Here is a 26219-nt window from a genome sequence, read left to right as displayed (position 1 = left end):
GCGGATCACTCAAAGCCGGAGCGCGGGTCCGCGACGATATCGAGGAGGGTCTGGATGTCACGCGCAGCGGGAAACTCCTCGCGAAGGTGCCACCGAGTGTTGCGATCGGGCCAGTACAGCCGCCAAGCCGAGCCGACATGGCGCAATTGGGCAAACGGCCGGGCTGTCCAACCGCCCACTCCGTCCCACGGCGCGCGCCGCTCGAGGAGCGTGATGGACGCCCCTCGCGTTGTGTAGCCGAAGGCAACCTGGTCGCGGACACGGACAGGTACCTGCTGCTCACACCAGGCCGCGACACAATCCAAGTCGGGCTGCGAGACCGTCATGGCCTCAATATATGTGGCTCGGCGCCGTAAACGCGGATGCCGTCGAACCAGTCGCGGCAGCAGCGGCGCTCCCACGGTGGACCGCTCTCCAGTCCTCTGCGAGCTACGCCTGCCCGGATCAAACGAATCAGCTCGTTCCAGAGATATCCGGAACGAGCTGATTCGTACCACTGTGTGGAGCTTAGGGGACTTGAACCCCTGACCTTTTGTCTGCCAGACAAATGCTCTACCAACTGAGCTAAAGCCCCATCTGGTCCCCCGGCGAGATCGTCCGATCGATCTTGCTGATCTCCCCGGCGGGCGTTGCCTATATTAGCCAGAGCTGCGGCTGGATGGGAAATCGATTCGCTACCTGCGGGTTTTGGGCGTGGCGCGGCCGGGCCCCGGGGTGTGGGGTCCGGCCGTGGGTGGTGCTTTGGTGCCTTGGGGCCCCGGTGGTGCTGGGGGCTCCGTTGGTTGGCTGGTGTAGGTGCCTGCGGGTGGCTACATTGCGGGCGGGGTGGGGGTGCTGCGGGGCATGGCGCTTTGGCCGGTGGCCGTGGCCGCGTTCTGGGTGTTCTGGGCGGCGCCGGCTACGTTGTCCCTGATGGACTGGGGGTCGGGGAGTTGGCCGTCGGGGGTCATCTTGTCGACCATGCCGGGGAGCTTTTCGGCCATCGTTTGGGCTGCCTGCTCGGGGGTGGTGCCTGCCTGCTGGGCGATCTGCTCCATCTGGTCCTGGCCGATCGCCTGTGTGACCTGGTCGGCGTTGACGGGCTTGTTTTCGCCCTTGCCGATCCAGCTCTGCACCTGCTCGCCGATGCTGCTCTTCTTCAGCTTGTCGAGGGCCTCGCTCATGCCGCCGCCGACGTTGTCGGTCAGCTGCTTCCACAGTTTGCCCAGGTCCGGGGTGTCGGCCATGGCGTTCCGCCTTTCTGAACGGGCCCGGGCCGGGTGGCGCCGGGCCTTGTGTGCGGGCCATGTATGAGCCTTCGGTACCGGCGCTTGGTGTGTGCTGGCGGAGGCAGCCGTTCGGGGCAACGGGGTGCGGTGCTTCGTCCGGACGGCGGGTGGGCGGGGGGTTCCGGGACGCCCCGGGGCGGGCGTCACGCCAGCCTGGCGGCATGAGAGTCGACGTCCACGCGCACCTGTTTCCCGCCCTCTACCTCGATCTGCTCGACGATCTGCGGGGTGACGGTGGTGCCGGGACGCAGGGGGTTCGTGCGCTTGGTGGGGGCGATAGTGAGCGTGAGCTGCGGTTGCGGTTGGCGGCGATGGACGCGGTCGGGGTGGATGTGCAGCTGCTCTCGACCTGCCCGCAGGGGCCCTACACCGGCGATCCGACGGCGTCTGTGGAGGCGGCCAGGTGTGCGAACATCGCGCTGGCCCACATCGTCGAGCAGTACCCCGAGCGCCTCCGTGCCCTGGCCACGCTGCCGCTTCCGCACATCCTGGCTTCCGTCGACGAGCTCAACCGGGCCATGGAGCAGGACGGCATGCCGGGCGCGGCGGTCGGCACCTCGATCCTGGGCCGGCCGCTTAGCCACCCCGACTTCGACCCGCTCTTCGCGGCGCTGAACCGGCGCAAGGCGGTCCTGTTCGTGCATCCCGTCGGGGACGCCGTCGGGTCGCCGCTGATGCAGTCCGCCAAGCTCGGGCCGGTCATCGGCGACGCGGCGGAGGTCTCGACCGCGATCCTGCAGTTGTTCCAGGCCGGGATCACCGTGAAGTACCCCGGCATCCGGATCATCGCCCCGCACATGGGCGGCTACCTACCGTTCCTCATCCAGCGCCTGGACCGGTACCGGGACTGGTACCTCCCGAAGGACGCGCCGAGCGCCGGCCAGCTGATGCGCGGCATCGCCTACGACACGGCCAACCCGCTTCCGGCCGCCCTGCGCCTGACGGCGGAGGTGGTCGGCGCCGAGCGCCTGCTACTGGGGACCGACTACCCGTTCGAGCAGGGGTCTTCGCTGCGGGACCACATCGAGTACATCCTCGCGGCGGGATTGTCGGATGATCAGGCGAAGATGATCGTGGATACCAATGCGGCGGACTATCTGTGAATCGCGAAGTAGCGGCCGGGGAATGGCAAGGGGGATACGCACTCGTGTGACTCAGGCCGCATCGGCTTCGGCGGCGGTCCGGTGCGGTGTTACCGTCCACCCATGCCCGCCGACCAGCCCGACCGCGCCCTCGGCAGCGCCGCCGCCGGCGCGCCCGCCGGCGCCCCCGCCAGGGACTCCGCCACCGCCGCCGAGCCCCGCCCGGCGATGCGGGACGCCCTGGTCGAGGCGGCCGTGGCCCTGTTCGCCGAGCACGGCTTCGACGCCACCACCGTCGACGACATCGTGGCCCGCGCCGGCGTCGGCCGCCGCTCCTTCTTCCGCTACTTCCCCTCGAAGGAGTCAGTGGTCTTCCCCGACCACGAGGGCACCCTGGCCCGCATGTCCGCCTTCCTCGCCGACGAGTCCGGCTTCGCCCAGGACCCCGTCGCCCGGGTCTGCGACGCCGCCCGCATGGTCCTGGCCATGTACGCGGCCGACCCCGAGTTCTCCCTGGCCCGCTACCGGCTGACGCGCCAGGTCCCGGCCCTGCGCACGCACGAACTGGCCGTCGTCCGCCGCTACGAGAGCGCCCTGGCGGCCTTCCTCCGGGCCCGCTACGCCGGACGCGCCGACGGCGACCTGCGCGCCGACGTCGTCTCGGCAGCCGTCGTCGCCGCCCACAACCACGCCCTGCGCGGCTGGCTCCGCTCCGACGGCAACGGCGACCCCGCCGAGCTGGTGGAACACGCCCTGGAATGGGTCCGCGCGACCTACACCGACGACGTCCCCTCCGCCCCGGGCGCCGCGGAGCCGGAAGAGGACGTCATGGTCGTCGTCGCACGCCGCGGCACGCCGATGTGGCGCGTCGTGCAGCGAGTTCAGGAAGCGTTGGACTGAGCCAAGGCTGAGTCCTAAGCCGTCCTAAGCAGTCCTAAGCGGCGATGACTGCCACCGCCGTCCGTCCGCCGTCCACGTCGAGCACAGTCCCGTGCAAGTAAGAAGCCTCATCGCTGGCGAGGTACACCACCGCATCCGCGACGTACTGCGGCTTCCCGAGACGTCCGGCGGGAGTGCCGTTCATCATCACCTCGCCGGGGTGCGGCCGGCCCGGCACCGGTTCCAGGATCACGCCCGGCGACACCGCGTTCACCCGCACGCCCTGCGGCCCGAACTCCGCAGCCCAGGCGCGGGTCAGGGTCTCCATCGCGCCCTTCGTCGACGCGTACAGCGCGCCGACCGGGACGGCGAGCCGCGCGACCCACGAGCCCAGGTTGATGATGGTGCCGCCGCCTGCTGCCGCCATCTGCGGCGCGATCTCCTGCGTCAGGAAGAAGGGCGCCTTGACGTTCACCGCGTACACCCGGTCGAAGGTCTCGTCGTCCGTGGTCACGGTGGTGCCGGCCGGGTAGATGCCGGCGTTGTTGACCAGGATGTCGACCGTGTCGCCGAGGAGGGCTTCGGCTTCCTCGGCCAGCGCGCGGGAGGCTTGGGGACTCCCGTCGAGGTCGGCACGGACGAAGTCGGCGCGACCGCCCTTCGCGCGGATGCCCGCCACGACCTCGGCCCCGCGCGCGGTGTCGCGGCCGGACACGATCACGTGCGCCCCCTCGGCGCCGAAGGCCTCCGCGATGGCGCGGCCGATGTTGCTGGTCGAGCCGGTGACCAGCGCGCGCTTGCCCTGCAGACGTCCACTCATCTCGCACTCCTGAGTTCTCGTTCCAACCTGCGGAACCCACTCTGCGAGGGGAAAAATGGACCAGCAAGTCCACTCTTACGGTGTCGCCAGCCGCCGAAGGTCGGCGACCGCCTGATGCAGCGCGACGCGCAGGTGGTAGACCTCGCCGGTGGCCAGCAGAATCCCCACCCCGCCCTGAACCGCGGCCAACAGTGCGGCCGCGCGCTCGTCGGCGTCGACCGACGCGGGGAGCCGGCCGGCTTCCTGCAGCGCGCGCACGCCGCCGGCCAAAGCCGCCTGCCACTGCCGCAGCAGCGCCACGACCACGGCCCGCGCCCCCGGCGTGCTCCGCCCCAAGTATAGCGACAGCGTCCCGAGCGGGCACCGGTCGCCCTGCTCCTCGTAGCGCTCGACGGTCGCGTCCCGCCACCGCTCCCACGCCTCCCAGGTGTCCAGGCAGCCGAGGAACGGTTCCTGATGCTCCAACACGCGGTCGGCCTCGTAGCCGGCGACCGCCAGCAGCAGCTCGTCCTTGCCGGACGGGAAGTAGTGGAACAGCTGGCTCTTGCTGGTGTGCGTGCGGGCCATGACGTCGTCCAGCGTGGCCAGCTCCACGCCGGACTCGCGCAGCACCTCGGCCGCGCCTTCGATGATGCGGGCCCGCGTGGCGCGCCCCTTCGCCGTCAGCGCCGTACCGGAGGCGCTGCGGAGTACCGGGCCCGCGGCTTCGGCATCGATCACAACGCAACTCTAGATCGCCGCAACTTCAGACCGCCGCCGACGAGTCCCGGTACGTCTCCAGCAACCGCAGCCACACCTCGCTGATGGTCGGGAACGCCGGCACCGCGTGCCACAACCGCTCCACCGGCACCTCGCCGGCGATCGCGATCGTCGCCGAGTGCAGCAGTTCGGCGACCCCCGGCCCGGCGAACGTCGCCCCGACGACGGTCTGCCGCTTGCGGTCGATGAGCAGCCGCGCGTGGCCGCGGTAGTCGGTCCGGTACTGCACCGCCCCGGCGACGTGGCCGATCTCGTAGTCCACGACGTCCACGACCTGGCCCGTCCGCTCGGCCTCGGCCGTCGTCAGCCCCACGCTCGCGATCTCCGGATCGGTGAAGACCACCTGGGGCACCGCGGCCCGGTCGGCTGTGCCCACGAACCGGCTCCACCGCCGGATGTCCAGCGGACGCCGATGCGCGCGGGCGGCGATGACGGCGCCGGCGATCCGCGCCTGGTACTTGCCCTGGTGCGTGAACAGCGCGTGCCGGTTGACGTCCCCGACCGCGTACAGCCACTCGCCGGCGACCTCGTCGACGGTGAACATGTCGTCGGTCGCGAGCCAGTCGCCGGGCCGCAGGCCCACGGTCTCCAGGCCGACGTCCTCGGTCCGGGGCGCGCGGCCGGTCGCCAGCAACAGTTCGTCGACGACGAGCTCGGTGCCGTCGACCAGCGTGATGTCTATTTCGCTCGAATCAGAACCCGAGGAAACATCGCGCCGCACAGCCGCCGCGATCCCCGAATCGAACCGGAACTCGACCCCTGATTCCCGCAGCCGCTCCGTCACCAGCTCCGCGGCGAACTCCTCCACCCGCGGCAGCAGCCCCGGCTCCCGCGCGATCAGCGTCACCTGCGACCCCAGCGCCTGCCACGCCGTGGCCATCTCCGCCGCCACGACCCCGGCGCCGAGCACCGCGAGCCGCGCCGGCACCGTCTTCGCGCTCGTCGCCTCCCGGCTGGTCCACGGCCGCAGCGCGTCGAGGTCCGGCAGCGGCGGCAGCGCCGCCGACGTCCCCGTGCACACCGCCACCGCGTGCCGCGCCGTGACCAGCAGCACGTCGCCCTCCGGCGTCGTGACGGTCACCTCCTTCGGACCGGCCAGCCGGCCGTGCCCGCGGATCAGGCTGATCCCGGCCCGGTCCAGCCACTCCACCTGGCTGCTGTCGTCCCAGTCGCCGGCCATCGTGTCGCGGTGCTTGAACACCGCCGCGGTGTCAAGGGCCTGATCCGCCGCGCGTTCCAGGCCCGGGACGCCGCGCAGATCGCTGTGCAGCAGTGCCGGACGCAGCAGCGCCTTGCTGGGATCGCAAGCCCAGTACGAACACTCGCCGCCGATGAGTTCGGACTCGATGATCACGGTGTCCAGACCGGCGGCGGTGGTCCGGTCCGCGACGTTCTCGCCGACCGGGCCGGCGCCGATCACGATGACGTCGAAGGTGCGGGTGGTGGTGCCTGGCATCGGTGTCTCCAAAAGGGTTCAGCCGAGGGGGCGGGGAACGGGGGAGGGCCGCCCCCTCGGCAGTCAGGGGATGGGACGGCTCAGCGGCCGGGCGCGCGCTGCGAGACCTCCTGCAGGAACCACTGGTTCCCGTCCGGGTCCTCGAACGACGCGAAGCTCCCGTAGCTGAGGCGCTCCGGGTTCGGGCCGGGGACCCGCTTGGCGTCGCCGGCGCGGTGGAACGCCCCGGTGACGTCCCGGAACGGCCCGCTGACCGCGACGCCGCGCTCGGTGAGCTCGGCCTGGGCCGCGACGATGTCGGTGACGATCAGGTGCGGGCCCAGGTACGTCCCGGGCGCGGTGGGGGTGAGGCCGGTGCCGAAGATGATCGAGCACTCCGAGCCCGGCGGCGTGACCTGCACGATCCGGTAGTCGTCCTCGATCGGGAAGTCCGCATCGAGGCGGCAGCCCAGCTTCTCGGTGTAGAAGGCCTTCGCGCGGTCCACGTCGGACACCGGCACGATCACGACTTCCAGCTTCAGATCCATGAGTGAGCTCTCTTACTTTCCAGTGCGTGTCGGGGGAGCGGTGGTCAGCGGGTCGCGCGGGCGGCGCACTCGATGACCGACGTCACGAGGTCGGGGTGGGAGACCGCGACGGAGTGCGAGGCGGCGACTTCGGTGACGTGTGCGTTGGCGCGCTTGGCCATGAATTCCTGCGCGGCCGGCGGGATGTTGAGGTCTTGGGTGGTGACGATGTCCCAGCTGGGGATGGTCTTCCAGGCGGCGACGGTGGCCTTTTCCTCCAACGCGGCCTGGGCGATGGGGCGCTGGGTTTCGGCCATGAGCGCGGCCTGGTCGGCGGGGACGTCGGCGGCGAATTGGTGGCGGAACTTGTCTTGCTGGATGTACAGGTCGGTGCTGGTGCTGCCGTCGGGGTTGGTGACGGTGACCGGGTCGAGCGCGGCGGGCAGGGTGGAGCCGGGGTAGAGGTTGGTCAGTTGCAGGGCGCTTTCGCCGACGGCGGGCAGGAACGCGGCGACGTAGACGAGGGCTTTGACGTTGGTTTCGCCGGCTGCGGCTTCGCTGATGACCGAGCCGCCGTAGGAGTGGCCGACCAGGATGACCGGGCCTTTGAGGTGCTCGATGAGGGCGCGCAGGGAAGCGGCGTCGGAGGCGGGGCTGCGCAGCGGGTTCGCCGCCGCGACCACCGGGTAGCCGTCGTGGCGGAGGTCCTTGATGACGCCGTCCCAGCTGGAGGCGTCCGCGAACGCACCGTGCTCCAACACGACCGTCGGCTTCGGACCGTGGTCGCGGTCGGCCGAGGCGGAACGGCTGGAAGCGGCGTCGGCGGTGCCGGCGAGCGCGAACGCGCCGAGCGCCGCGGCGGCGCCGACCACCGCGGTCGAGGCGGCGGCGAACCGCCGCTTGCGGCGGGTGCGGAGAGTGACCATGGCAGATCCCTTTCGAGGACTGGGTTTCAGGCTGGGTGTTGTGCTGCGGAATCACTGTCACCCGGCCGCACAGGCGGTGACATCGGTCATCTGACTCCCAGTCGGAGAAGCCATCACAGGGGGTCCGAGCTCGGCCCGCCGACCGGTTCGCCGTCCCGACCCTGCGCCGCCTACAAGCTCTACGGCGACTCCACTGCCGTCACCGACCTGAAGCAGTTCGCTAGAGGGCTTCGGGAAGATCCGGTACAGGTGCGAGCTGGGTTCTTTGAGGCGGCGCTGTCAACCAAATAGTCAGTTACTTTGTCCGCACGGCTCGTGTTACGGTGCTGGAAATCCCGAAACAAGGAGTTCGACATGTTGGGCGACGACGACATCTCGCACTGAGATGGCCGGGTTCCCGAGCGCGTTCTGATCTGTGATCCGCGGCTCGGTTCCCTTTGTCGTTCCATCCCACTTCACTCCTTCAAGGGCACCGTCATGTCTCAATCCCCTGTTGTCGCCTCCGGGCTGTCCTTCACCTGGCCGGACGACACCCCCGTCTTCCACGACCTCAGCTTTAGCGTCGAGGCCGGGTGCGTCGGCCTGGTCGCCCCGAACGGAGCCGGCAAGTCCACCCTGCTCCGGCTGATCAGCGGCGCGCTGACGCCGACCGCCGGCTCGATCAGTGTCGAGGGCGTCCTCGGCTACCTGCCGCAGGACCTGCCGCTGACCGCCGGCCGCACGGTCGCCGAGGTGATCGGCATCGCGGAGGTGATCGCGGCGCTGGACGCCATCGAGTCCGGCGACACCGACGAGCGGCACTTCACCACCATCGGCGACGCCTGGGACGTCGAGGAGCGCGCGCGGGCGGAGCTGGACCGGCTCGGCCTCGGGCACGTCTCGCTGCGCGAACCGCTCGGTGCGCTCAGCGGCGGCCAGGTGGTCTCGCTCGGGCTCGCCGCGCTGCTGATTCAGACTCCTGACGTGCTGCTGCTCGACGAGCCGACGAACAACCTGGACGTCGCCGCGCGGCACAAGCTCTACGACGTCCTGGACGGCTGGCGCGGCTGCGTGCTGGTGGTCAGCCACGACCGCGAGCTGCTGGACCGGATGGACCGCATCGCAGAGCTCGAAGGTGGCGAGATCCGGTTCTACGGCGGGAACTACAGCGCCTACGAGGAGGCCGTCGCCGCCGAGCGCGAATCGGCCGAACGGAACCTGCGCAACGCCGAGCAGGAACTCAAGCGCGAGAAGCGCGAGATGCAGCAGGCGCGCGAGCGGGCCGACCGGCGCGCCGGCACCGCGGCGAAGAACCTCAAGAACGCCGGCCTGCCGAAGCTCTTCGCCGGGAACATGAAGCGCAGCGCGGAGAAGGCCGCCGGCAGCGCGCAGACGATGCACGCCTCACGGGTCACCGAGGCGAAGGAGCGCGCCGACCAGGCGGCCAAGGCCGTGCGCGCCGACCAGGGCATCGCGCTGGAGCTGCCCGACACGCAGGTGCCCGCGGGGCGCACGTTGTTCGTGGGGGAGCAGCTGCGCAAGCGGCTCGGCGAGACCGAGATCTTCGCCGGGGACGGCGTCGACCTGGCGATCCGCGGGCCGGAGCGCATCGCGCTGTCCGGCGGGAACGGCGCGGGCAAGTCGACCTTGATGCGGCTGATCCACGGTGATCTGGAGCCGGACGGCGGGACGATCCGCCGTGCCGACGGCCGCGTGGCGTACCTGTCCCAGCGGCTGGACCTGCTGGACGACGACAAGACGGTAGCCGAGAACTTCGCGGCGTTCGCGCCGTCGCTGCCCGACAACCAGCGGCTGAACGTCCTGGCACGGTTCCTGTTCCGCGGCGCGCGCATCCACCTGCCGGTGCGTGTGCTGTCCGGCGGCGAGCGGCTGCGCGCGACGTTGGCGTGCGTGCTGTACGCGGAGCCGGCGCCGCACCTGTTGCTGCTGGACGAGCCGACGAACAACCTCGACCTGGTCAGCGTTGGCCAGTTGGAGAACGCGCTGAACGCCTACCAGGGGGCCTTCGTCGTGGTCAGCCACGACGAGCGGTTCCTGGAGGAGATCGGGGTCGACCGGAGGATCGAGCTGCGGGCCGGGGTGCTCAATTCAACCAAATAGTTAGTTGATGGTGCGTTAGGTTGCGTTCATGCAGCGCGACGCTGAAGCCACCAGGGTGGACCGCATCGCTGCGAGCGCACAGTCCAACAAGGCGCAGGTCTACCACTAGTTCACGAACGAGGCTGATCGTGCACATGGCCGCGTTCTGGGAGTTCATCAGCCCGGACATCATGCGGGTGATGGACGACGCGGACCGGGAGCAGCAGCGGGGGATTCTGCGGGTACGCCTGCCGAGACGTCGGCCGAGACGTCCGCCGAGGCTCCCGCCGCAGTGGGCTGAGCTATCGGTCGGAGTGCCCGAAGCGCGCCAGCTTGCTCAGCATGCTGACGGCGTCCGGACGCGCGACGGGATCGAAGAACGCTGCGTCGGCCGCCTCCACCGCCGCCATGGCGCGCGGTGCGAGGTCGGCGCCGGCGGCCGTGACGCGCAGTCGGCGCGCGCGGGTGTCGGCGGGGTCGACCTCGCGGGTGACCAGGCCCTTGGCTTCCAGGGTGCGGATCACCTGCGAGGTCATCTTCACGTCGGTGCCGGCCTGCTCGGCGACCGTGGCCTGGTTGGGGGTCAGGCCCTGGTCGTTGAGCCAGAAGGTGCAGGCGAGGAGGACGAACTGGACGTGCGTGAGGTCCAGGGGGGCCAGGACCGCGGCGATCTCGCGCTGCCACCGGAGGGTGACGCGCCAGAGGAGGAAGCCGGGCTGGTCTCCGGGGCCGCCTGCACCTTCGCTCATCAGGCGCTCGCCGCCAGTGCCAGCAGCTTGGTGACGACGTCCGGGAAGTCGGCGCAGATCTGCGGGCCGATCTCCGGTCCGAGCTCGTCGGCCGCCTCGCCGGTGATCTCGGTGCGGTAGGTGACCTTCGTGCGGCCGGCGCCGAGGTCCTCGATCAGGTGGTGGGTGGTGATGAGCAGGCCCGGGACCTCGCAGACGTCGATCCATGCCTGGTCCGGGACCACTTCGGTGATGGTCATGTGGATCGTGTCCTCGCCGGGCGGCGTCATCGTGAACGCGGTGCCGGCGGCGAACGGGCCGTGCAGCTCGACCTCGCCGACGCCGTCGTTCCAGGCGTGCCAGCCCAGCGGGTCGGCCCAGAGCGTCCAGACGGCGTTCGGCGTGACCTCGGCGGTGGCGCTGTATTCGTAGTCCCACATGGTGTTCCCCTCCCGTGGTGAATTGGTCTATGCACAGACTATCTGCGCGCAGGCTATCTCGCAACTGCAAAGTTTTCGCAGGTGAGAGTGGGTGGCAATAGTTGCTCATATTCGTCAATGCGAAGATGGGAAGCTATAGTGGCTGCCGTGAAGACGCTCCCCGCCCTCATGTTCGCCGCCGCCGGAGTCGGGTTCGGCCACGCCGTGCTGCCCGACCACTGGATGCCGCTCGCGGTGCTGTCCCGGACCCGGCGCTACCCGACCTGCCGGACGGTGCGGCTGTCGTTGGCCGCCGGGGTCACGCATGTTCTGGTGTCGTTGCTGATGGGTGCGGTGCTGGTGCTGGTCGGATTGCAGTTCCGGGACACGGTGTCCCGGCACACCGATCTGGTGATCGGCGGGATTCTGCTGGTCACCGGGGCGGCGTTCCTGGTCATGGAGTTGGTCGGGCGTGGTCATGGGCACAGCCATGACGGCGAGCACGGGCATGGATATGGACATGGCCGCGGACATGGCCCCACGCATGACCACGGCCATGGCCACGAGCACGAGCACGAGCACGAGCACGGCCACGAGCACGAGCACAGCCATGATCACGGCCACGCACACGGCGCCGCGACCAACCACCGCGACGCCCGCGGCCTGGCCGCGTTCCTGGTGCCGTTCGGGGCGGCCGCCTCGCCGGATCTGACGATCCTGCCGGTCTTCCTGGCCGCCGGCGCGGTCGGCGTCGCCGCCTCGGTCACCTCGCTGCTCGTGTTCGCGACGGTCACCGTGGCCACGATCGTCGGGCTGACCACCGCCACCGCGGCCGGCGCCAGGCTGCTGACCGCGCCGTGGATCGACCGGGGCGCCAACCTGCTGACCGCCGGGACCTTGGTGCTCGTCGGCGGGCTCGTCGCCGGTGGTGTCATCTAGTTCCCGCACGCCGTCATGTGGTCCACCACGTGCCGGATCGCCAGGTCCTGGGCCCGCAGGTGCGCCTGCAGCCGCTCGCAGGCCCGCAGCACCGCCTCGGCGTCGCGGAACGTCATCTCCGCGCGCCGGTCGGCGGCGCGGCCCAGCACCTGCTGGCCGAGCATGATCACGAACATCAGCAGCAGCTGCGCCAGGCTCGACAGGAACAGCAGGAACGCGAACGGATACGGGTCGAACCGCAGCACCCCGGCCCGCGCCAGGGCGATCCACACCAGCTGGAACAGCGTCGCGACGTAGAAGGCGCCCATGGTGCCGCAGCGCTCCGTGATCCGGGCCGCGAGCCGGGCGTTGACGCCGACGTGCTCGTCGGCCATCGACGGCGGGGTCGCGAAGCGCTCGGCGGCGGCCGTCAGCTGGCCCTGCTCGATCTCGTCGAGGACCACGCAGGATGCCAGGTGCAGGTCCTGGGCGATGAGGTGGTTCTGGATCTGCTCGCAGTCGTGCAGGATCGCCTCGGCGTCCTCGAAGGTCTGCCGCGCGCGGCGGTCGCCGGTCCGGCCCAGGACCTGCTGGCCGAGCAGGATGACGAAGACCAGCAGGAGCTGCACCACGTTGCCCAGGAACAGCATGAACGGGTACGGATACGGGTCGAACCCGAAGAACGCCCGCGAGCCCAGCAGCATCCACGCCACGGTGATCGCCACGCACGCGTAGACCGTGCCCATCGACCCCAGCCGCCGCGTGAGCCAGGCCGCGAGCCGTCCGCCGGCCCCGGCGTACTCGTGCTCGACGCGGGCGTGGCCATGCCGGAGCCGCACGTGGACGTGGGGGTGGCGCATGGACGTGTAGAGGCTCACAAGCGCCTAAAATATCCGAACCATGGCAAACATCGGTTTCATGGCGTGTCGGCTCAAGTCGACGTGGCTTCAAGCGGTTTGCTGGATGTGTGCACCAACCATCAGCGGGAACGCCGAACGCAGCCGGACCGCACGGTCCCCGCTCCGGGGCCAGGCAGCGGCCCGGTCCCCGACCGCGGCCGCCGGTCCGCCGGAGCCGGCGCTCCCGCTGGCTGTGGGCCACGGCCTCGACGATGTCGATGTCGGTGCTGTTGGTCAGCCTCACCGGGGCGTGGCTGCGAGCCGCGGTGCTCGGCGGCTTCCAGCGCTCGGCGGCGCTCGGCGGCACGATCCCGAAGTCGCACGACGGCTCGGTCAACATCCTGCTGATGGGCCTGGACTCGCGGCGCGACAACCAGGGCCACGACCTGCCGGCCGCGATGCTGGACAAGCTGCACGCCGGCTCCTCCAGCGACGTCGGCGGGTACAACACCAACACCCTGATCCTGTTGCACGTCCCGGCCGACGGCTCGCCGGCCACCGCGGTGTCGGTGCCGCGCGACGACTGGGTCGCCATCCCGAACCTGGGCTGGCACAAGATCAAGGAGGCCTACGGCCGGGCCAAGGCGGCCGCGGAGTCGGCACTGGTGAAGGCCGGAAACGGGCCGACCGGCGACGCGCTGGAGGCGGCCGGGCGCGAGGCCGGGCGGGCCTCGGCGATCGCGGCGGTGCAGGGGCTGCTGAACGTGCCGATCGACCACTTCGCCGAGGTGAACCTGGCCGGGTTCTACGACGTCGCGGTGGCGCTCGGCGGGGTGACCGTGTGCCTGAACAAGGCGGTGCAGGACGACTACTCCGGCGCCGACTTCCCGGCCGGCGTGCAGACCCTGGACGGGTCGAAGGCGCTGGCGTTCGTCCGGCAGCGGCACGGGCTGCCCGGCGGCGACCTGGACCGGACGCGGCGGCAGCAGGCGTTCCTGGCGGCGGTGCAGCGGAAGCTGTCCGACGACGGGGTGCTGTCCGACGTCGGCAGGCTGTCCGGGCTGGTCGGCGCGGTGAAGCGGGACGTCGTGGTCGACGACGGCTTCGACGTGCTGTCGCTGATCTCCAAGGCCGGGAGCCTGAAGGCCGGCCGGATCCAGTTCCACACGCTGCCGATCGAGGGGTTCGCGACCCGCGACGGGGAGGACGTGAACCTGGTCGATCCGGCGAAGGTGCAGGCGGCGATGAAGGTGTACTTCTCGGATGCCAAGGCCGGGCCGGGGCAGGCGGGGCAGACGGGACAGACGCGTCAGGCTTCGGTCGCGAGGGCTGGACTCGCCGCGCTGCCGCAGGCTGACGGGACGACTTCCGATGGGACGACCGAGGACGGGATCGCCTGCGTGAACTGAGATCAGCCTGCTGCGGCGTTGTTCGGCTGCGGCAGGTCGGAGCAGATGTCGGTGTCGGCCGGCCGGTCTTTGAGATCGGTCGGCGGCGCCGGGGACGGTGTCACGGACGGCGCCAGGGACGGTGCCGAGCTCGGAGAGCCGGACGGCTGGGCAACAGTGTTCGGTGCTGGAGAGGCGGTCGGCGATGGAGTCGCAGGGCTGGCTGTCGCAGTGCCGGGGCCCGTCGGCAAGCTCTGATCGGCGTTGATCAGGCCCCACACCGTCTGCGCGGAGGGGGCCGGATCCACCCGGTTCGGATCGTTCGGGTCCTGCACTGTCGGCAGCGTGATGAAGTTGATGTCGTGCGGCTTCAGCCCCTGCACCTGGCCGGCCAGGTCGAGCAGCGCCGAGACCGAGCCGAGGGCCTGGTCGGTGGTGATCGACGAGGTCGTGATGTCCGCGAGCTGGTAGAGCCGGCCGGCGTCGGCCAGCGTGCCGCTGTCCTCGATCTTGGTGATCAGCGAGGTCAGGAACATCTTCTGCATCTCGATGCGGCCCAGGTCGCTGCCGTCGCCGATGCCGTGCCGGTCGCGGACGAAGGCCAGCGCCTCGTCGCCGGTGACCACGTGCCGGCCGGCCGGGAGGTTCAGGTGGCTGTAGGGGTCGTCGATGCCGCCGGGCGGGATGCAGACCTCGACACCGCCGAGGTAGGTGACGATCTTGCGGAAGCCGTTGAAGTCCAGGCGGACGAAGTGGTCCACGCGGACGCCGAAGAACTGTTCGACGGTCGCCGCCGTGCACAGCGGGCCGCCCAGGCTCATGGAGGCGTCGAACATCGCGCCGGCCTGGCCGGGGATGGTGCCGGTGCCGTCGCGGGTCGGGCAGGGCGGGCGGTTCACGATGGTGTCGCGGGGGATGGACACCACCAGGGCGTACTTCCGGTCGCCGGAGACGTGCAGCAGCATCGAGGTGTCCGACAGGTCGGTGCCGGTGGCGCCGCCGAAGCTGCCGGTGGCGTCCGAGCCGCCGAACTGGCCGGTCTGGCCGTCGCGGGTCTGGGAGCCGAGCAGCAGGATGTTGACCGGCGGGCCGGCTTTGGGGCGGTCGGTCAGCGTGTTCAGGTCGCCGGCGGTCTCGATGTTGCCGTTGAGGTGCAGGTAGACGTAGCTCGCCGCGCCGCCGACCGTGAGCAGCAGGGAGGCCGAGCAGAGGGCGATGATGGTCTTGATCTGTGCTGCCCGGCCCGCTGCCATTCCTTGACCCCTTCGCGACTCCTGTCTCTATATGGTCGCCGGGACGGGGCCGCTTCACACCGCAAAACCGCCGGTCAAGGCTCCGTGTCGCCTAAATGGAGCCGAGCCGGCGGTTCAGCGCGGAGTTTGGTCAGTTCCGGCGACCGCCGCCGCCGAAGAGGCTGAGGAAGAACAGGAACACGTTCAGGATGTCCAGGAAGATCGACGCGGCCAGCAGCGGTGCCGAGGCGATGTTCTGGGTCCGGCGCAGCCGCTGGAAGTCCACCAGCGTGAACCCGGCGAAGATCACCAGGCCGGCCACGCTGTAGATCACCGAGGCGTGCGGGATGTTCACGAAGATCGCGACCACCCCGAAGACCAGCAGCGCCACCAGGGCCCAGAAGCTGGCGCGGGCCACCCCGGACAGGTCGCGCTCGGTGGCGTACCCGGCCGAGCCCAGCGCTCCGATGAACAGCGCGGTCGCGGCGCCCGCCTGCCACAGCGCCTTGGGGTTCACGGTCGCGTAGTAGACCAGCGTCGGGGACATCGCGATGCCCATCAGCAGGCCGAAGGCGCCGAGGAGCACGACGGTGGCCTGCGGCGAGCGCGCGGCGGTGAAGCGCATCGCGATCAGGCACACGAAGGCCGCGATGAAGCCGATGAACACCGCGGCGTTGGAAAGGTTCCGGCCGGCGTAGGCGCCGAGCGCGAACAGTGCCGCCGTGGCGGCGACGAAGCCCATGGTCCGGGCGAACAGGGTGTTCGTCGAGATCCCATAGCCCCGTCGGGACATTGTCGTGTCGTACACGGTCACCTCCTACCCCCGGTCGGGGGGGTTCAGTACTTCCTGGAAGGCACAGTCAGCGCTGGCCGGATAGCGTTACAGCATTGGATTCTGGCGTTTCCGGGTGGAGGTTGCATGACGAACTCGCAGCAGGAGACGCCTCCGGAGATCCTGGACCTCCCAGTGGGCATCGACGCGGCCGGGACGCGGCGGGAAACCGACGCGATGGGGGCGGTCGACGTGGCCGCCGACAAGTACTGGGGCGCCCAGACGCAGCGGTCGCTGGAGCACTTCACCGTCGGCGACGACCACATGCCGCAGGAGATCCACCACGCGTACGGCTTCGTGAAGATGGCCGCCGCGCTGGTCAACGGCGAGGCCGGACGGCTGCCGCGGTGGATGGCCGACCTGATCGCCCGGGTCGCCTCCGAGGTGATCGCCGGCGACCTCGACGAGCACTTCCCGCTCTACGTCTGGCAGACCGGCTCCGGGACGCAGACCAACATGAACGTCAACGAGGTCATCAGCAACCGCGCGATCCAGCTGGCCGGCGGCACGCTCGGCACCAAGTCCCCGGTGCACCCCAACGACCACGTCAACCTCGGCCAGTCCTCCAACGACAGCTTCCCGACCGCGACGCACGTCGCCGCGGTGCTGACGCTGCAGAACCACGTGCTGCCCGAACTCAGGAACCTGCACGCGGCGCTGGACGACAAGGCGCGGCAGTGGGCCGACGTCCCCAAGACCGGCCGCACGCACCTGCAGGATGCCGTCCCGCTCACCGTCGGCCAGGAGTGGTCCGGCTACGCGGCCCAGATCGCCGCCGCCACCGACCGCCTGGAATCCGCGCTCCCGGGCCTGCACGAACTCGCCGCCGGCGGCACCGCGGTCGGCACCGGCCTGAACGCCCCGCCCGGATTCGCCGAACGCTTCGCCTCCGAACTCGCCGAACTCACCGGCCAGCCCTTCGTCACCGCACCGAACAAGTTCGCCGCCCTGGCCGGCGCCGAGGCGATGGTCGCGGCCTCGGCCGGCCTGCGCGGCGTCGCGGCACCGCTGCTGAAGATCGCCAACGACATCCGCTTCCTCGGCTCCGGCCCCCGCAACGGCCTCGGCGAACTCCGGCTGCCGGAGAACGAGCCCGGCAGCTCGATCATGCCGGGCAAGGTCAACCCGACGCAGTGCGAGGCCACGATGATGGTCTGCCTGAAGGTGATGGCCGACGACGGCGCCCTGGCCACCGCCGCCGGCATGGGCAACTTCGAACTCAACACCATGCGCCCGCTGATCGCCTCCTCGTTCCTGCACTCCGCGCGCATCCTCACCGACGCGATCCGCAACCTGCGCGTCTTCTGCATCGAAGGCATCGAACTCGACCGCGAACGCATCGACCACGACCTGGGGCGCTCGCTGATGCTGGTGACGGCGCTGACCCCGGAGATCGGCTACGACCGCGCCGCGCAGATCGCGCACACCGCCGACGCCGAGGGCACGACGCTGCGCGACGCGGCGGTGCGGAGCGGGTGGCTGACGACGGAGGAGTTCGACGCGATTGTGGATCCTCGGGCCATGACGGGGCAGGACGGGTGGCCGGGTGGGGGGTGAGGTGCGCGGTGGTGAGCGGCGGTGCGGCGAAGCGTGCCTGGTGCGGCCGGGTTTCCGGGTCCGGTGAGAACCGGGGCCTCGGTGGCCTTGGCTGGCGATGCGGCTGTTGGGCCGAGCGTGGCGGCATTTTGTTAGGGAATTATCGCCCCTTATACGCAGATATAGCACGCGCCACCGACACCCCGCCGCTATCACCGACACCCCACCCCGATCACTGACATCGCCACTGCCGTCGCCGCCCCTCACCGGCCTCCAGCAGCAGCGCGACTCAACCGCGTCCCCAAATCGGCGACGAACTCCCGAAGCTCCGGCGGCTCCAGCACCTCGAAGTCAATCCCCTTCAGCGCGATGTAGATTGCGATCGTGTCCAGCGCCTCGGCGCCTGTGTAGTACAAACACGAATGCTCGTCGCGTGCCTCGAGTCGTCCGGCGGTCGGTGTCGTGGTCTGTGCCACCTTCTCCAGTGGTGCGTGGAACAGGATCGTGGCCTGATACCGGTACGGTGCGCGTGTCAGCGAGTCCGACACGTACGTCTCCGTGCCTCCCTCCGGCTCGGCTCGCGGTGTGAAGCGTGCGCCTGGTTGGATCGGGCCGGTGACGCGGTCTACGCGGAAGGTGCGCCAGTCGTCTCGGTCGAGGTCGTAGGCGAGTAGGTACCAGTTCCGTCCGGCCCGGACCACGCGGTAGGGCTCGACGCGGCGGGTGGTGTCCCGGTAGCCGAAGCGCACGCCTTCGTGCGCGCGGCAGGCTGTGGCCAGGGCCGTGAGCAGCGATGCGTCCACGACCGGGCAGTCGCCGGGGAGCAGCATGATCGCCGACTGGAGGCTGCTCACTCGGTGCCGCAGACGTGAGGGCAGGATCATCTCGATCTTGCTCAGCGCTCGCAGCGAGCTCTCCTCGATCCCGGTCACCCAGCCTGCCGCCGAGCCGCGCAGGCCGACCACCACCGCGACCGCCTCGTCGTCGTCCAGGAGCAGCGGGGGCAGGGCCGCGCCGACGCCGAGGCGGTAGCCGCCGGCTATGCCCGGCGTGGATTCGACTGGGTAACCGAGGTCGCGGAGGCGGTCCACGTCGCGGCGCACTGTGCGGGTGGTGACCTCCATGCGCTCGGCGAGTTCGGCGCCGGGCCAGTCGGGGCGGGACTGGAGCAGTGAGAGCAGGCGGAGCAGGCGCGCTGAGGTCTGGAGCATGCTTTCCCAACTCCCCGGAATCCGGCTCGAAACGAGGACAGAAGCTGTCCGCAAGTCCTCCTAGTGTTCCTTATGCGGGTCCGAGGGGGACACCGTTCACGCAGCTAGGGCTGGAGACCTCATGATCCTGATTACGGGTGCGACCGGGAACGTCGGGCAGATCGTCGTGGAGCGGCTGGCCGCCGAGGGCCACGACGTGCGGGCGCTGAGCCGCCGGCCTTCGCAGACCGAGTGGCCGTTCGGAGTCCAGGCCGTCGAGGGGGACCTGAGCGATGCGGCCTCGCTCGGCCCGGCGCTGGAAGGCGTCGAGTCGGTGTACCTGTTCCCGGCCCCGGGGCTCGGCGCGGACTTCGTCGCCGCGGCCGAGGCCGCCGGGGTGCGGCACGTGGTCCTGCTGTCGTCCGGAGCCGTCGACGACGACCTGGACGTTCAGGACGGCCCGATCGCCAGCCGGCACTTCGAGATCGAGCAGCTGCTCCGCGCCTCCGGCATGCGCTGGACCTTCCTGCGCGCGAACACCTTCGCCGCCAACAGTCTGCCGTGGGGCTACCAGACCAAGAACGGCGACGAGATCTGCGGCGCCTACGCCGAGGCCGCGGCACCCGTCGTCCACGAGGCCGACATCGCCGACGCCGCCGTGGCCGCCCTGACCGCCGAGGGCCACGACGGCAAGACCTACCAGATCACCGGACCGGAGCTCCTGACGCACGCCGACCAGGCGCGCATCCTCGGCGAGGTGCTGGGCCGGCCGATCCGCTACGTCGAGATCGACGTCGAGCAGGTGCGCCGGCAGATGGGGGCCTTCGTCCCGGCCCCGATCCTGGCCGACATCCTGAAGTTCTGGGAGCGGTCGCTGGAGTACCCGCACGCGGTGAGCCCGGACGTCGAGACGCTCACCGGACACAAGGCGCGCGACTTCCGCAGCTGGGTCGAGGAGCACGCCGACGCCTTCTAAGGCAGGCAACAGGGCACTGAGAAGGTCAGTCCCGACCGGAGACGCGAGAAGGCCGCTCCCGACCGCCGTGAAAGGCGACCGGGAGCGGCCTTCAACTAGCGTCCAGAGTTCAGCCTCAGCTGACGGTGAGCGCGGTGTCGTCGATCACCCACGAGGTCGGGTCCTCGTAGTCGTTGGTCCCGGTGAACTGCAGCGTCACAGTCTTCCCGGCGTACTGAGCCAGCGAAACGCTCTGCTGCGCGTACCCGCTGTTGGCGTTCAGGTTGGTGAACGTCTTCAGCGTCCCCAGCGCGTTGCCCGAACCGTCCAGCACCTGCACCGTCAGCTTGTCGTAAGCCTTGGTCTTGCTGGTCTCGGTGGTGTCGGTGTGCAGCCAGAAGCTGAACGTGTACGTCGAGCACCCGCTCGGAATCGCAACAGACTGCGACAGCGTGTCAGTCGTGCTGACGGTGCCGCCCAGCCACGCGTCCCACGAACCGGAGTGCGCCGGCTCGTCGGTCGCGTCGTTGGTGATGATGTCGCTGGAGGACGCGGTCCACGCGGCGTCGCCGGTCCCGTCCTCGAAGCCGGGGTCGCCCAGCAGCTGCCCGGCACCGGTGCAGCCGCCGCCGGTCCCGCCGGCCGCGCTGATGACCCAGCTGAAGGTGGTGCTGCCGGAGGCGCCGGTGCCGTCGGTGGCGGTGACCGTCACCGAGCTGGTGCCGGCGGTGGTCGGGGTGCCGGAGATGGCGCCGGTCGCGCTGTTGATCGCCAGGCCTGCGGGCAGGCCGGTGGCTGCGTAGGCGAGGGTCTGGCCGGCGGCCGAGTCGGCGGCCGTGACCTGCACGGAGGCCGCGGTCCCGACGGTGCCGGTCTGGTTGCCCGGGTTGCTGACCGTCACGGTCGAGGTGCCGCCGCCGCCGTTGCTCGGCGTCTGGTTGAAGTCGGCGGTGAAGGTGTTCTCGATGCCGGTCAGGACGCCGGAGTCGGAGATGATCAGGCCGAGTTCGCGGTTGCTGTTCAGCGAGTTGTCCGAGAAGTTCTCAGAACCCTGGAACACCTTCGCGCTGGAGGTGCCGTAGTCGGCGACGATCGCCTTGGCGTGCACGTAGAAACCGGTCTGCGAGGTGTACTGCGTGACCTTGACGCCGGCCGCCTCGACCTGGCTGATCTGGCTGTTGTACTTGCCGCCGGTGTTCTCCAGCACGCAGCGCACCGTCACGCCGCGCTGCGCCGCCGCGACGATCGCGCTGACCAGCGCCGGGTCGCCGAACTCCTCCTCCTGCACGTCCAGGGTCCTGGTGGCGCCGTTGATCAGCGCGAGCAGGTGGGTCTGGGAGTCGGTCGGCGACCAGACCAGGTTGTCGCCGTCGCTCGGGGTGATCGAGGTGTCGGTGAAGTCGGCGCCGAAGACCTGCTCCACGGCCGCCACGTCGTTCTGGTCGGTGTCGAAGACCGAGTAGTCGTGTGAGGTCGCGTAGTAGGTGCTGTCCAGGTTGCCGGTGCTGATCCAGGACGTCGCGCCGTCGACGGTGATCGTCTTCTGGTGCGTGTAGGTGAACGCCGAGGAGCTGTAGACGACCGGCACGCCGCCGGCCTGCAGGGCGCTGTAGGCCGCGCTGTTCACCGAGGTCTGCTTGCCGTCCAGGATCACCCGGACCTTGACGCCCGCCTTGTACTTGTTCACCAGCGCCGTGGTGACGGTGGTGTCGCGCAGCTCGTACATCGTGACGTCGATGCTCTTGGTGGCGCTGTTGATGAAGCTGTAGATCGCGTTCTCGCCCTGGTCGGGCAGGATCAACAGGCGGTAGGTGCCGGCGGCGTGGGCGGCCGGCGCCAGCAGCACGCCGGACGCGGCGGTCGCGGTGGCGACCACGCCGAGGCCGAAACGGCGGATGGCGGATTTGAGCATTCCGGTTCTCCTGCAGAGAGGTGGCGGATGGGTTTGTGGCTGAGGGCGATGAGGCTGTGAGGGCCGGGCGGAGCCCCTGACAGGGCTGAACCCACAAGGGAAAGTACAGATCAGCACTTAAGGCGCATAGGGTATTTGACAGAACTTTTAGATGAACAGGGCCTGTCGCAGGAGTGCGCGGTTTAAATGCGCGCAGGGCGATAGAGGCGCCGGTCTGTCTCGGCGCCTGGCAAGCCTTCCAGGATGCCCGACCATCGATGATCGACTCAAGAGGCTGGTGCGCTGAGCCAGAGTCGGTGCGATCCGGTCGCGGGCAGCGAATGCATGGGGGTGCTGATAATAATGGACATAGTCGATTTCGTGCAGTGGCTTGAGGAGCCCGCCGCGCAATTGTTGGCGACGGTTCACGCGGCTAAAAGCGTGCCTTTAGACGCTCCCATTACTCCCACTACCTGGACTGGCAAAGGCCCTGCGGTGGTGGAGATCGGCTGCTTCAGCACACCGTGGCGCTCGCCGTCGATCGTCCGGAGGTTGTGAATGCCTTTGTGGAGCTGGGTTTCGGCTTCGACCAGAGGACGGACAGATCCCGGCGGCGGCCACGATCGGCATCGCCGTCGTGACCGCCGCCGCGCGGGGCGCGCTCCGGGCACCGTTCGTTCCGGTTCGCTACTCGCTCACCCGGCTGATCGATGCGCGCGTCAAGGCGTGACGCGTCGTTGGTGTCAGGGTGCTGACAAGCGGTTCAGCGTGTTCGAGAAGTCGTCGACGAAGTACAGCGACCGCCGGTCGGGCGCGACCGCCAGGCCGAACAGGTTCCCGGCGCCGGAGGGCGATCCGTTGGTGTCCAGCGTCCGCTTGGCGATCTGGGTGCCGTCGCCGGTGGTCTCCACCAGGTTGCCGTCGCCGGCGTTGACGGTCAGCACGTCGCCGTTCGGCGCCACGGCCAGGCCCAGCGGGGTGTTGAGCGCGTTGCCGGCGGTGACGGTGCGGCCGGCTCCGGCGTCGGTCCCGCGCCAGGTCGCGTTCGGGATCGCCGCCACGCGGTCGCCGACGGAGTCCGCGACGTACAGGGTGCCCTGCCGGTCCAGCGCGACGCCGGTCGGTCCGACCACCAGGGCGGCGGGGTCCGTGCGCTCGCCGAAGCCGGAGGCGATGACGCGGGAGTCCAGGACCGTCGGCGGGTAGTCGGGGCCCGAGCTGATCAGGAGCCTGACGACGGTGCCGTGGTGGACCGTCGCGCCGTTCGCGGCGACGGTGCCGTTCAGGACGTTGGTGACGAACAGCTCGGTGACGTCGCCGAGGTCCAGGGCGGTCATGTCCCAGGGGCCGTTCAGGCCGTGGCCGGTGATCGTCTCCTGGACCCGGCCGCGGCTGTCGAGGACGAGCAGGCATCCGGACTGCGCGGTCGCGGAGGTGCCGTCCGCCGTGGGCAGGCTGCCGACGATCACCCAGCCGTTGCGCAGGACCGACAGGGCCGTGGTCAGGCCGACGCCGCCGGGGCACACGCCGGGCAGGTGCGCGGGGTCGATCGCGGCGAACGGCGACGCGGTGCCGTCCGGGGCGACCTGGACGATCGTGGTGCCCGTGCCCTGCAGGTTGGAGGACGCGTTGAAGTTGCTGACCAGGACGTCGCCGCCGTGCAGGCGTCCGACGCTGCGCGGGACGACGGCGACGCCGTAGGGGTTGACGTCGCCGTTCGCCGGGACCGTCGAGGCGATGGTGGAGACGGTGTGAAGCGGGCCGACGAAGGGCGAGCGGGCGGACGCGGTCGCGGTGGCGCCGGACTGCGCGGCGGCGAGGGTGAGACATGTCGCGGCCACGGCCGCGGTGGCCAGCCGCCGGGTCCACGGGGACCGTAGGAGGGGCCGCGCGGGGGAGGGCATGCGGGTATCAGACATGGATGTTCCTTCTGGGCAGGTCCGAGTGGTACTGCTTCCAGCAGGAAACGGATCCGGTCGGTTGCGGGTTCGGTCCCTTGATCCGAAAAGGTGACGTCCGTGTCGGCTCACGCCATCCCGGCCGGCGGGCCCTCCTGCTCGCCGAGCGTCGGCGAGAACACGGCCGTGTAGTGCTCGAACAGCGGCTGCCACGCGTCCTTGTCGCGGGTGCCGGTGGCCAGCAGGTCCAGGCACGCTTCCCAGCCCGCGGCATTGCGGGCGGCGACGGCCGGGCGCAGCTCGTCGACGAGGACGAGCAGGGTGCCGGTGCCGTGCGGGGTGAGCGTGAAGCGCAGTGTCTCCTCGCCCCAGGTGAAGGACAGGGACTCCGGCTCGCGGACGTCCAGGACCTCGCCCTTGATCGTGAAGGCGTCGGGCTCGGGCCCGAACGGGAAGGTGATCCCGGCGCCGGGGACCCAGCGTTCGCCGTCGACGACCACGTCGCACGGGAACCACTTCTTGAGCTGCTCGCGCTCGGTCAGGGCCTGCCACACGACCTGTGGGGGATCGGGCAGGACGCGCTCCAGACGGATCGCGGCCCCCTGCGTACCCCCGGTCGTCAACGATGCCTCGCTCATGTCTTCCTCCGGTCTTCCAGATGTGCTTCCAGGCGGTCCAGACTGCGGGTCCACAGCCAGCGGTACTGCGCCAGCCAGTCGTCGACCTCGGCGAGCGGCTCGGGCCGTATGCGGTAGAAGCGGTGCTGCGCGTCGGGCCGCACCTCGACCAGCCCGGCCTCCCGCAGCGCCCGCAGGTGCTTGGACACCGCGGGCTGGCTCGCGCCCAGGCGCTCGGACAACTCGCCGACCGACTTCTCGCCCTCGCGGAGGAGTTCCACGATGGCCAGCCGGCGCGGCTCGCCGAGGGCTTGGAATGCTGCGGCGACGGTCATGAGGCGAGTGTGCCTCTGCGGTTATATGCCTGTCAAGGAATGTGTGGCGGAGCAGGGGACGAGCACGGAGGATGGACGGTCGGGAAGGCGATCAGCAGTGCCCGGGCGCGGGCAACAACCAGCTGGTCAGCGGCGCGTGGCAGCAACGGCGGGGCGGCCGGCCAGCCGGCGGAAGGCGGACGTGCGAGCGAAGCTCAGGTCACGTTCAGTTCCCGCTCCACCGGCGTCCGGAACCGTGGCGTCACCCGCACCTCGCCCAGAATCGCCTGCCACCGCTCGGTCTCGGCCGCGATCGCCTTCTGCCCCTCCCGGCCGACGTCGCGCAGCAGCTTCGTAGCGATCGTGCCGTCCGGGAGTTGGATCCAGCCGCCGACGATCTCGCCGTTCCACCACAGCGTCGGTCCGGCGTTGCCGGCGCGGTCGAAGAGCTGCGTTTTGATCTCCTCGGCGAGGTACCAGTCGCGGCCCTGCCAGCCCATCGTCGTCGGGTCCAGGGCGGGGAGGAGGGCGGCCCAGGGTTCCGGCGCCGGGAGCGGGTCCAGGTCGTCCGGGAGGAGCCAGCCGGTGCCGTCGGCCAGTGCCACCTGCGTGGCCCCGATCGCCTTCAGTGCCCTGCGGGCGTCGGTGACCTTCCAGCCGGTCCACCACTTCAGGTCCGCCTCCGTGGCCGGCCCGAACGCGTGCAGCCAGCAGCGCGCCAGCTCTGCTTGGGCCTCCGGGACAGCGATGTCCGCGTGGCCGGTGCCCGGTTCCCAGCGGTGCTGGCTCGACAGCCAGGTGCCGACCGGCCGGCCCCGGACCACCGCGCCGTCGAAGCCGAGGACGCGCAGGACGCGGCCGGAGGCCGGCTGCCAGGCCTCCCACTTCGTGCCCTTGCCGTACAGCACCTGGTCCCGCAGGCCCGGCACGGTTTTGCCGAGTTCCGCGCCGGTCGCCGAGCCGCGGCGGCGGACTTCGGCGATCGTCGCCGCCTCGACCTTCTCCAGCCACGCCTCGTCGAGGCCCGCGGCCACCGCGTTCTTCAGCAGCAGGCCGCGTTCCTTGAGCCACAGTTCGCGGGTCGTCGAGGCCTGAACCACCGACGCCAGCTCGGTCGGGAACACGAACAGCGTCTGGCGCATGCCGTGCATCCGCACCAGGGTCCGGTCGTCGTAGAGCGCGCGCTCGACCTCCGAGATCGACGGCGACTGGAGGCGCGCCATCGCCGAGAGATACACCGAGGCGGCGTCCGTCGAGTGCAGCGCGACGAGGGCGTCGGTCACGGCTTCCGGGGTCGGCGCGGCCGTGCCCGGCGCCAGCAGGTGCCGCGTCGCCAGGCGCGCGCGGCGTTGGTCGTCGTCTACCGAAAGCGCCCCGTGTGAAGTCACGCGTTCATCTTGCGCAGCCCGCGCACCGAGCGCCACCCGATCACGCCGATCGCCACGCCCGCGACGATCGACACCGTCACCAGAACCGCGTGCACCAGGAAGAACGAAGTGGGTCCGTTGTTCCAGGACCTCTTGTCGTCCCAGATCGCCTCCATGAAGCGCGGCCAGATGATCACTGACCACACTCCGAACGCCACCAGGAACCACGACGCGACACGCCCGAGCTTCACTTGTACTCCTTACCTGCGGCGGGCTTCGAACCCACCCCGAGAGGAACCTTGGATCAAGTAAATCTCGTA

26 protein-coding genes and 1 tRNA gene are annotated in these 26219 nt (G+C 70.1%); 7 read left to right on the top strand and 20 right to left on the bottom strand.

The window, feature by feature from the left end:
• Nucleotides 1-5: 5 nt before the first annotated feature.
• The 3 genes from ABH920_RS07960 to ABH920_RS07950 form a co-directional block, all read right to left on the bottom strand.
• Nucleotides 6-326 carry a DUF3024 domain-containing protein gene (locus ABH920_RS07960; RefSeq protein WP_370348212.1) on the bottom strand — a complete coding sequence of 107 codons (321 nt, stop codon included), beginning with the start codon at nucleotides 324-326 and terminating at the stop codon, nucleotides 6-8.
• Between the two features lie 175 nt (nucleotides 327-501).
• Nucleotides 502-574 (bottom strand) — tRNA-Ala (locus ABH920_RS07955).
• Nucleotides 575-809: 235 nt separating this feature from the next.
• The gene (locus tag ABH920_RS07950) at nucleotides 810-1226 is read right to left on the bottom strand and encodes a YidB family protein (RefSeq protein WP_370348211.1); all 417 of its coding nucleotides are present in this window, start codon (nucleotides 1224-1226) and stop codon (nucleotides 810-812) included.
• 203 nt (nucleotides 1227-1429) lie between these two features.
• Between ABH920_RS07950 and ABH920_RS07945 the strand changes: the two genes are divergently transcribed.
• Nucleotides 1430-2371, top strand: coding sequence for an amidohydrolase family protein (locus ABH920_RS07945; protein ID WP_370348210.1), 942 nt, complete (start codon nucleotides 1430-1432; stop codon nucleotides 2369-2371).
• A gap of 102 nt (nucleotides 2372-2473) precedes the next feature.
• Complete coding sequence (locus ABH920_RS07940) at nucleotides 2474-3250, top strand: TetR family transcriptional regulator (RefSeq protein ID WP_370348209.1); 777 nt, start codon at nucleotides 2474-2476, stop codon at nucleotides 3248-3250.
• Between the two features lie 34 nt (nucleotides 3251-3284).
• On the opposite strand, the gene ABH920_RS07935 is transcribed toward ABH920_RS07940, so the two are convergent.
• From ABH920_RS07935 to ABH920_RS07915, 5 genes are all read right to left on the bottom strand, one after another.
• Entirely contained in the window at nucleotides 3285-4049 is a 765-nt protein-coding gene (locus ABH920_RS07935) for an SDR family NAD(P)-dependent oxidoreductase (protein WP_370348208.1), read from the bottom strand.
• A 75-nt stretch (nucleotides 4050-4124) separates the two neighbouring features.
• On the bottom strand, nucleotides 4125-4769 hold the full coding sequence (locus tag ABH920_RS07930; protein WP_370348207.1) for a TetR/AcrR family transcriptional regulator: 645 nt from the start codon (nucleotides 4767-4769) through the stop codon (nucleotides 4125-4127).
• 25 nt (nucleotides 4770-4794) lie between these two features.
• On the bottom strand, nucleotides 4795-6264 hold the full coding sequence (locus tag ABH920_RS07925) for an NAD(P)/FAD-dependent oxidoreductase (RefSeq protein WP_370348206.1): 1470 nt from the start codon (nucleotides 6262-6264) through the stop codon (nucleotides 4795-4797).
• Nucleotides 6265-6344: 80 nt separating this feature from the next.
• Nucleotides 6345-6791 (bottom strand): VOC family protein, encoded by a 447-nt coding sequence (locus ABH920_RS07920; RefSeq protein ID WP_370348205.1) that lies wholly within the window; start codon nucleotides 6789-6791, stop codon nucleotides 6345-6347.
• A gap of 44 nt (nucleotides 6792-6835) precedes the next feature.
• Nucleotides 6836-7696, bottom strand: a complete 861-nt coding sequence (locus ABH920_RS07915; protein WP_370348204.1) for an alpha/beta fold hydrolase — start codon at nucleotides 7694-7696, stop codon at nucleotides 6836-6838.
• A 477-nt stretch (nucleotides 7697-8173) separates the two neighbouring features.
• On the opposite strand from ABH920_RS07915, the gene abc-f reads away from it, so the two are divergent.
• Nucleotides 8174-9796, top strand: coding sequence for a ribosomal protection-like ABC-F family protein (abc-f, locus tag ABH920_RS07910; RefSeq protein WP_370348203.1), 1623 nt, complete (start codon nucleotides 8174-8176; stop codon nucleotides 9794-9796).
• 281 nt (nucleotides 9797-10077) lie between these two features.
• Here abc-f and ABH920_RS07905 read toward each other — a convergent pair whose 3' ends face one another.
• Nucleotides 10078-10524 carry a MarR family winged helix-turn-helix transcriptional regulator gene (locus ABH920_RS07905; RefSeq protein ID WP_370348202.1) on the bottom strand — a complete coding sequence of 149 codons (447 nt, stop codon included), beginning with the start codon at nucleotides 10522-10524 and terminating at the stop codon, nucleotides 10078-10080.
• The gene (locus ABH920_RS07900; protein WP_370348201.1) at nucleotides 10524-10943 is read right to left on the bottom strand and encodes an SRPBCC family protein; all 420 of its coding nucleotides are present in this window, start codon (nucleotides 10941-10943) and stop codon (nucleotides 10524-10526) included. The genes ABH920_RS07905 and ABH920_RS07900 overlap by 1 nt, the downstream gene beginning before the upstream one ends.
• 147 nt (nucleotides 10944-11090) lie before the next feature.
• On the opposite strand from ABH920_RS07900, the gene ABH920_RS07895 reads away from it, so the two are divergent.
• Nucleotides 11091-11861, top strand: coding sequence for a hypothetical protein (locus tag ABH920_RS07895; protein WP_370348200.1), 771 nt, complete (start codon nucleotides 11091-11093; stop codon nucleotides 11859-11861).
• Here ABH920_RS07895 and ABH920_RS07890 read toward each other — a convergent pair.
• A complete protein-coding gene (locus ABH920_RS07890) occupies nucleotides 11858-12718 on the bottom strand; it encodes a DUF1003 domain-containing protein (protein ID WP_370348199.1) in 861 nt (286 codons plus the stop codon). The two genes, ABH920_RS07895 and ABH920_RS07890, sit on opposite strands and share 4 nt — an antisense overlap.
• A gap of 239 nt (nucleotides 12719-12957) precedes the next feature.
• On the opposite strand from ABH920_RS07890, the gene ABH920_RS07885 reads away from it, so the two are divergent.
• Nucleotides 12958-14088: an LCP family protein gene (locus ABH920_RS07885; RefSeq protein ID WP_370348198.1), complete on the top strand. Its 1131-nt coding sequence runs from the start codon at nucleotides 12958-12960 to the stop codon at nucleotides 14086-14088.
• 2 nt (nucleotides 14089-14090) lie between these two features.
• On the opposite strand, the gene ABH920_RS07880 is transcribed toward ABH920_RS07885, so the two are convergent.
• Nucleotides 14091-15320: an LCP family protein gene (locus ABH920_RS07880; RefSeq protein WP_370348197.1), complete on the bottom strand. Its 1230-nt coding sequence runs from the start codon at nucleotides 15318-15320 to the stop codon at nucleotides 14091-14093.
• Nucleotides 15321-15450: 130 nt separating this feature from the next.
• Nucleotides 15451-16107 carry a Bax inhibitor-1 family protein gene (locus tag ABH920_RS07875; RefSeq protein WP_194918852.1) on the bottom strand — a complete coding sequence of 219 codons (657 nt, stop codon included), beginning with the start codon at nucleotides 16105-16107 and terminating at the stop codon, nucleotides 15451-15453.
• Between the two features lie 111 nt (nucleotides 16108-16218).
• On the opposite strand from ABH920_RS07875, the gene ABH920_RS07870 reads away from it, so the two are divergent.
• Entirely contained in the window at nucleotides 16219-17688 is a 1470-nt protein-coding gene (locus ABH920_RS07870; RefSeq protein ID WP_370348196.1) for a class II fumarate hydratase, read from the top strand.
• A gap of 242 nt (nucleotides 17689-17930) precedes the next feature.
• Here ABH920_RS07870 and ABH920_RS07865 read toward each other — a convergent pair whose 3' ends face one another.
• A complete protein-coding gene (locus tag ABH920_RS07865) occupies nucleotides 17931-18878 on the bottom strand; it encodes a helix-turn-helix transcriptional regulator (protein WP_370348195.1) in 948 nt (315 codons plus the stop codon).
• Nucleotides 18879-18999: 121 nt separating this feature from the next.
• Between ABH920_RS07865 and ABH920_RS07860 the strand changes: the two genes are divergently transcribed.
• Nucleotides 19000-19833, top strand: a complete 834-nt coding sequence (locus ABH920_RS07860; RefSeq protein WP_370348194.1) for an NAD(P)H-binding protein — start codon at nucleotides 19000-19002, stop codon at nucleotides 19831-19833.
• 115 nt (nucleotides 19834-19948) lie between these two features.
• Here ABH920_RS07860 and ABH920_RS07855 read toward each other — a convergent pair whose 3' ends face one another.
• From ABH920_RS07855 to ABH920_RS07830, 6 genes are all read right to left on the bottom strand, one after another.
• Nucleotides 19949-21724, bottom strand: coding sequence for a phospholipase D-like domain-containing protein (locus ABH920_RS07855; RefSeq protein WP_370348193.1), 1776 nt, complete (start codon nucleotides 21722-21724; stop codon nucleotides 19949-19951).
• A 722-nt stretch (nucleotides 21725-22446) separates the two neighbouring features.
• Nucleotides 22447-23622 carry a hypothetical protein gene (locus ABH920_RS07850; RefSeq protein ID WP_370348192.1) on the bottom strand — a complete coding sequence of 392 codons (1176 nt, stop codon included), beginning with the start codon at nucleotides 23620-23622 and terminating at the stop codon, nucleotides 22447-22449.
• A gap of 107 nt (nucleotides 23623-23729) precedes the next feature.
• Nucleotides 23730-24239, bottom strand: a complete 510-nt coding sequence (locus tag ABH920_RS07845) for an SRPBCC domain-containing protein (protein WP_370348191.1) — start codon at nucleotides 24237-24239, stop codon at nucleotides 23730-23732.
• Complete coding sequence (locus ABH920_RS07840) at nucleotides 24236-24553, bottom strand: ArsR/SmtB family transcription factor (RefSeq protein ID WP_370348190.1); 318 nt, start codon at nucleotides 24551-24553, stop codon at nucleotides 24236-24238. The genes ABH920_RS07845 and ABH920_RS07840 overlap by 4 nt, the downstream gene beginning before the upstream one ends.
• 194 nt (nucleotides 24554-24747) lie before the next feature.
• Entirely contained in the window at nucleotides 24748-25920 is a 1173-nt protein-coding gene (locus tag ABH920_RS07835; RefSeq protein ID WP_370348189.1) for a winged helix DNA-binding domain-containing protein, read from the bottom strand.
• A complete protein-coding gene (locus ABH920_RS07830) occupies nucleotides 25917-26150 on the bottom strand; it encodes an SCO4848 family membrane protein (protein ID WP_370348188.1) in 234 nt (77 codons plus the stop codon). Before ABH920_RS07830 ends, ABH920_RS07835 begins: the two co-directional genes overlap by 4 nt.
• Nucleotides 26151-26219 lie beyond the last annotated feature (69 nt).

Source organism: Catenulispora sp. EB89 (assembly GCF_041261445.1).
In the GTDB taxonomy this organism is placed as follows: Bacteria; Actinomycetota; Actinomycetes; order Streptomycetales; family Catenulisporaceae; genus Catenulispora.
Note: the sequence above shows the minus strand (reverse complement) of the source record. Positions and strands in the feature narration are given on the sequence as shown.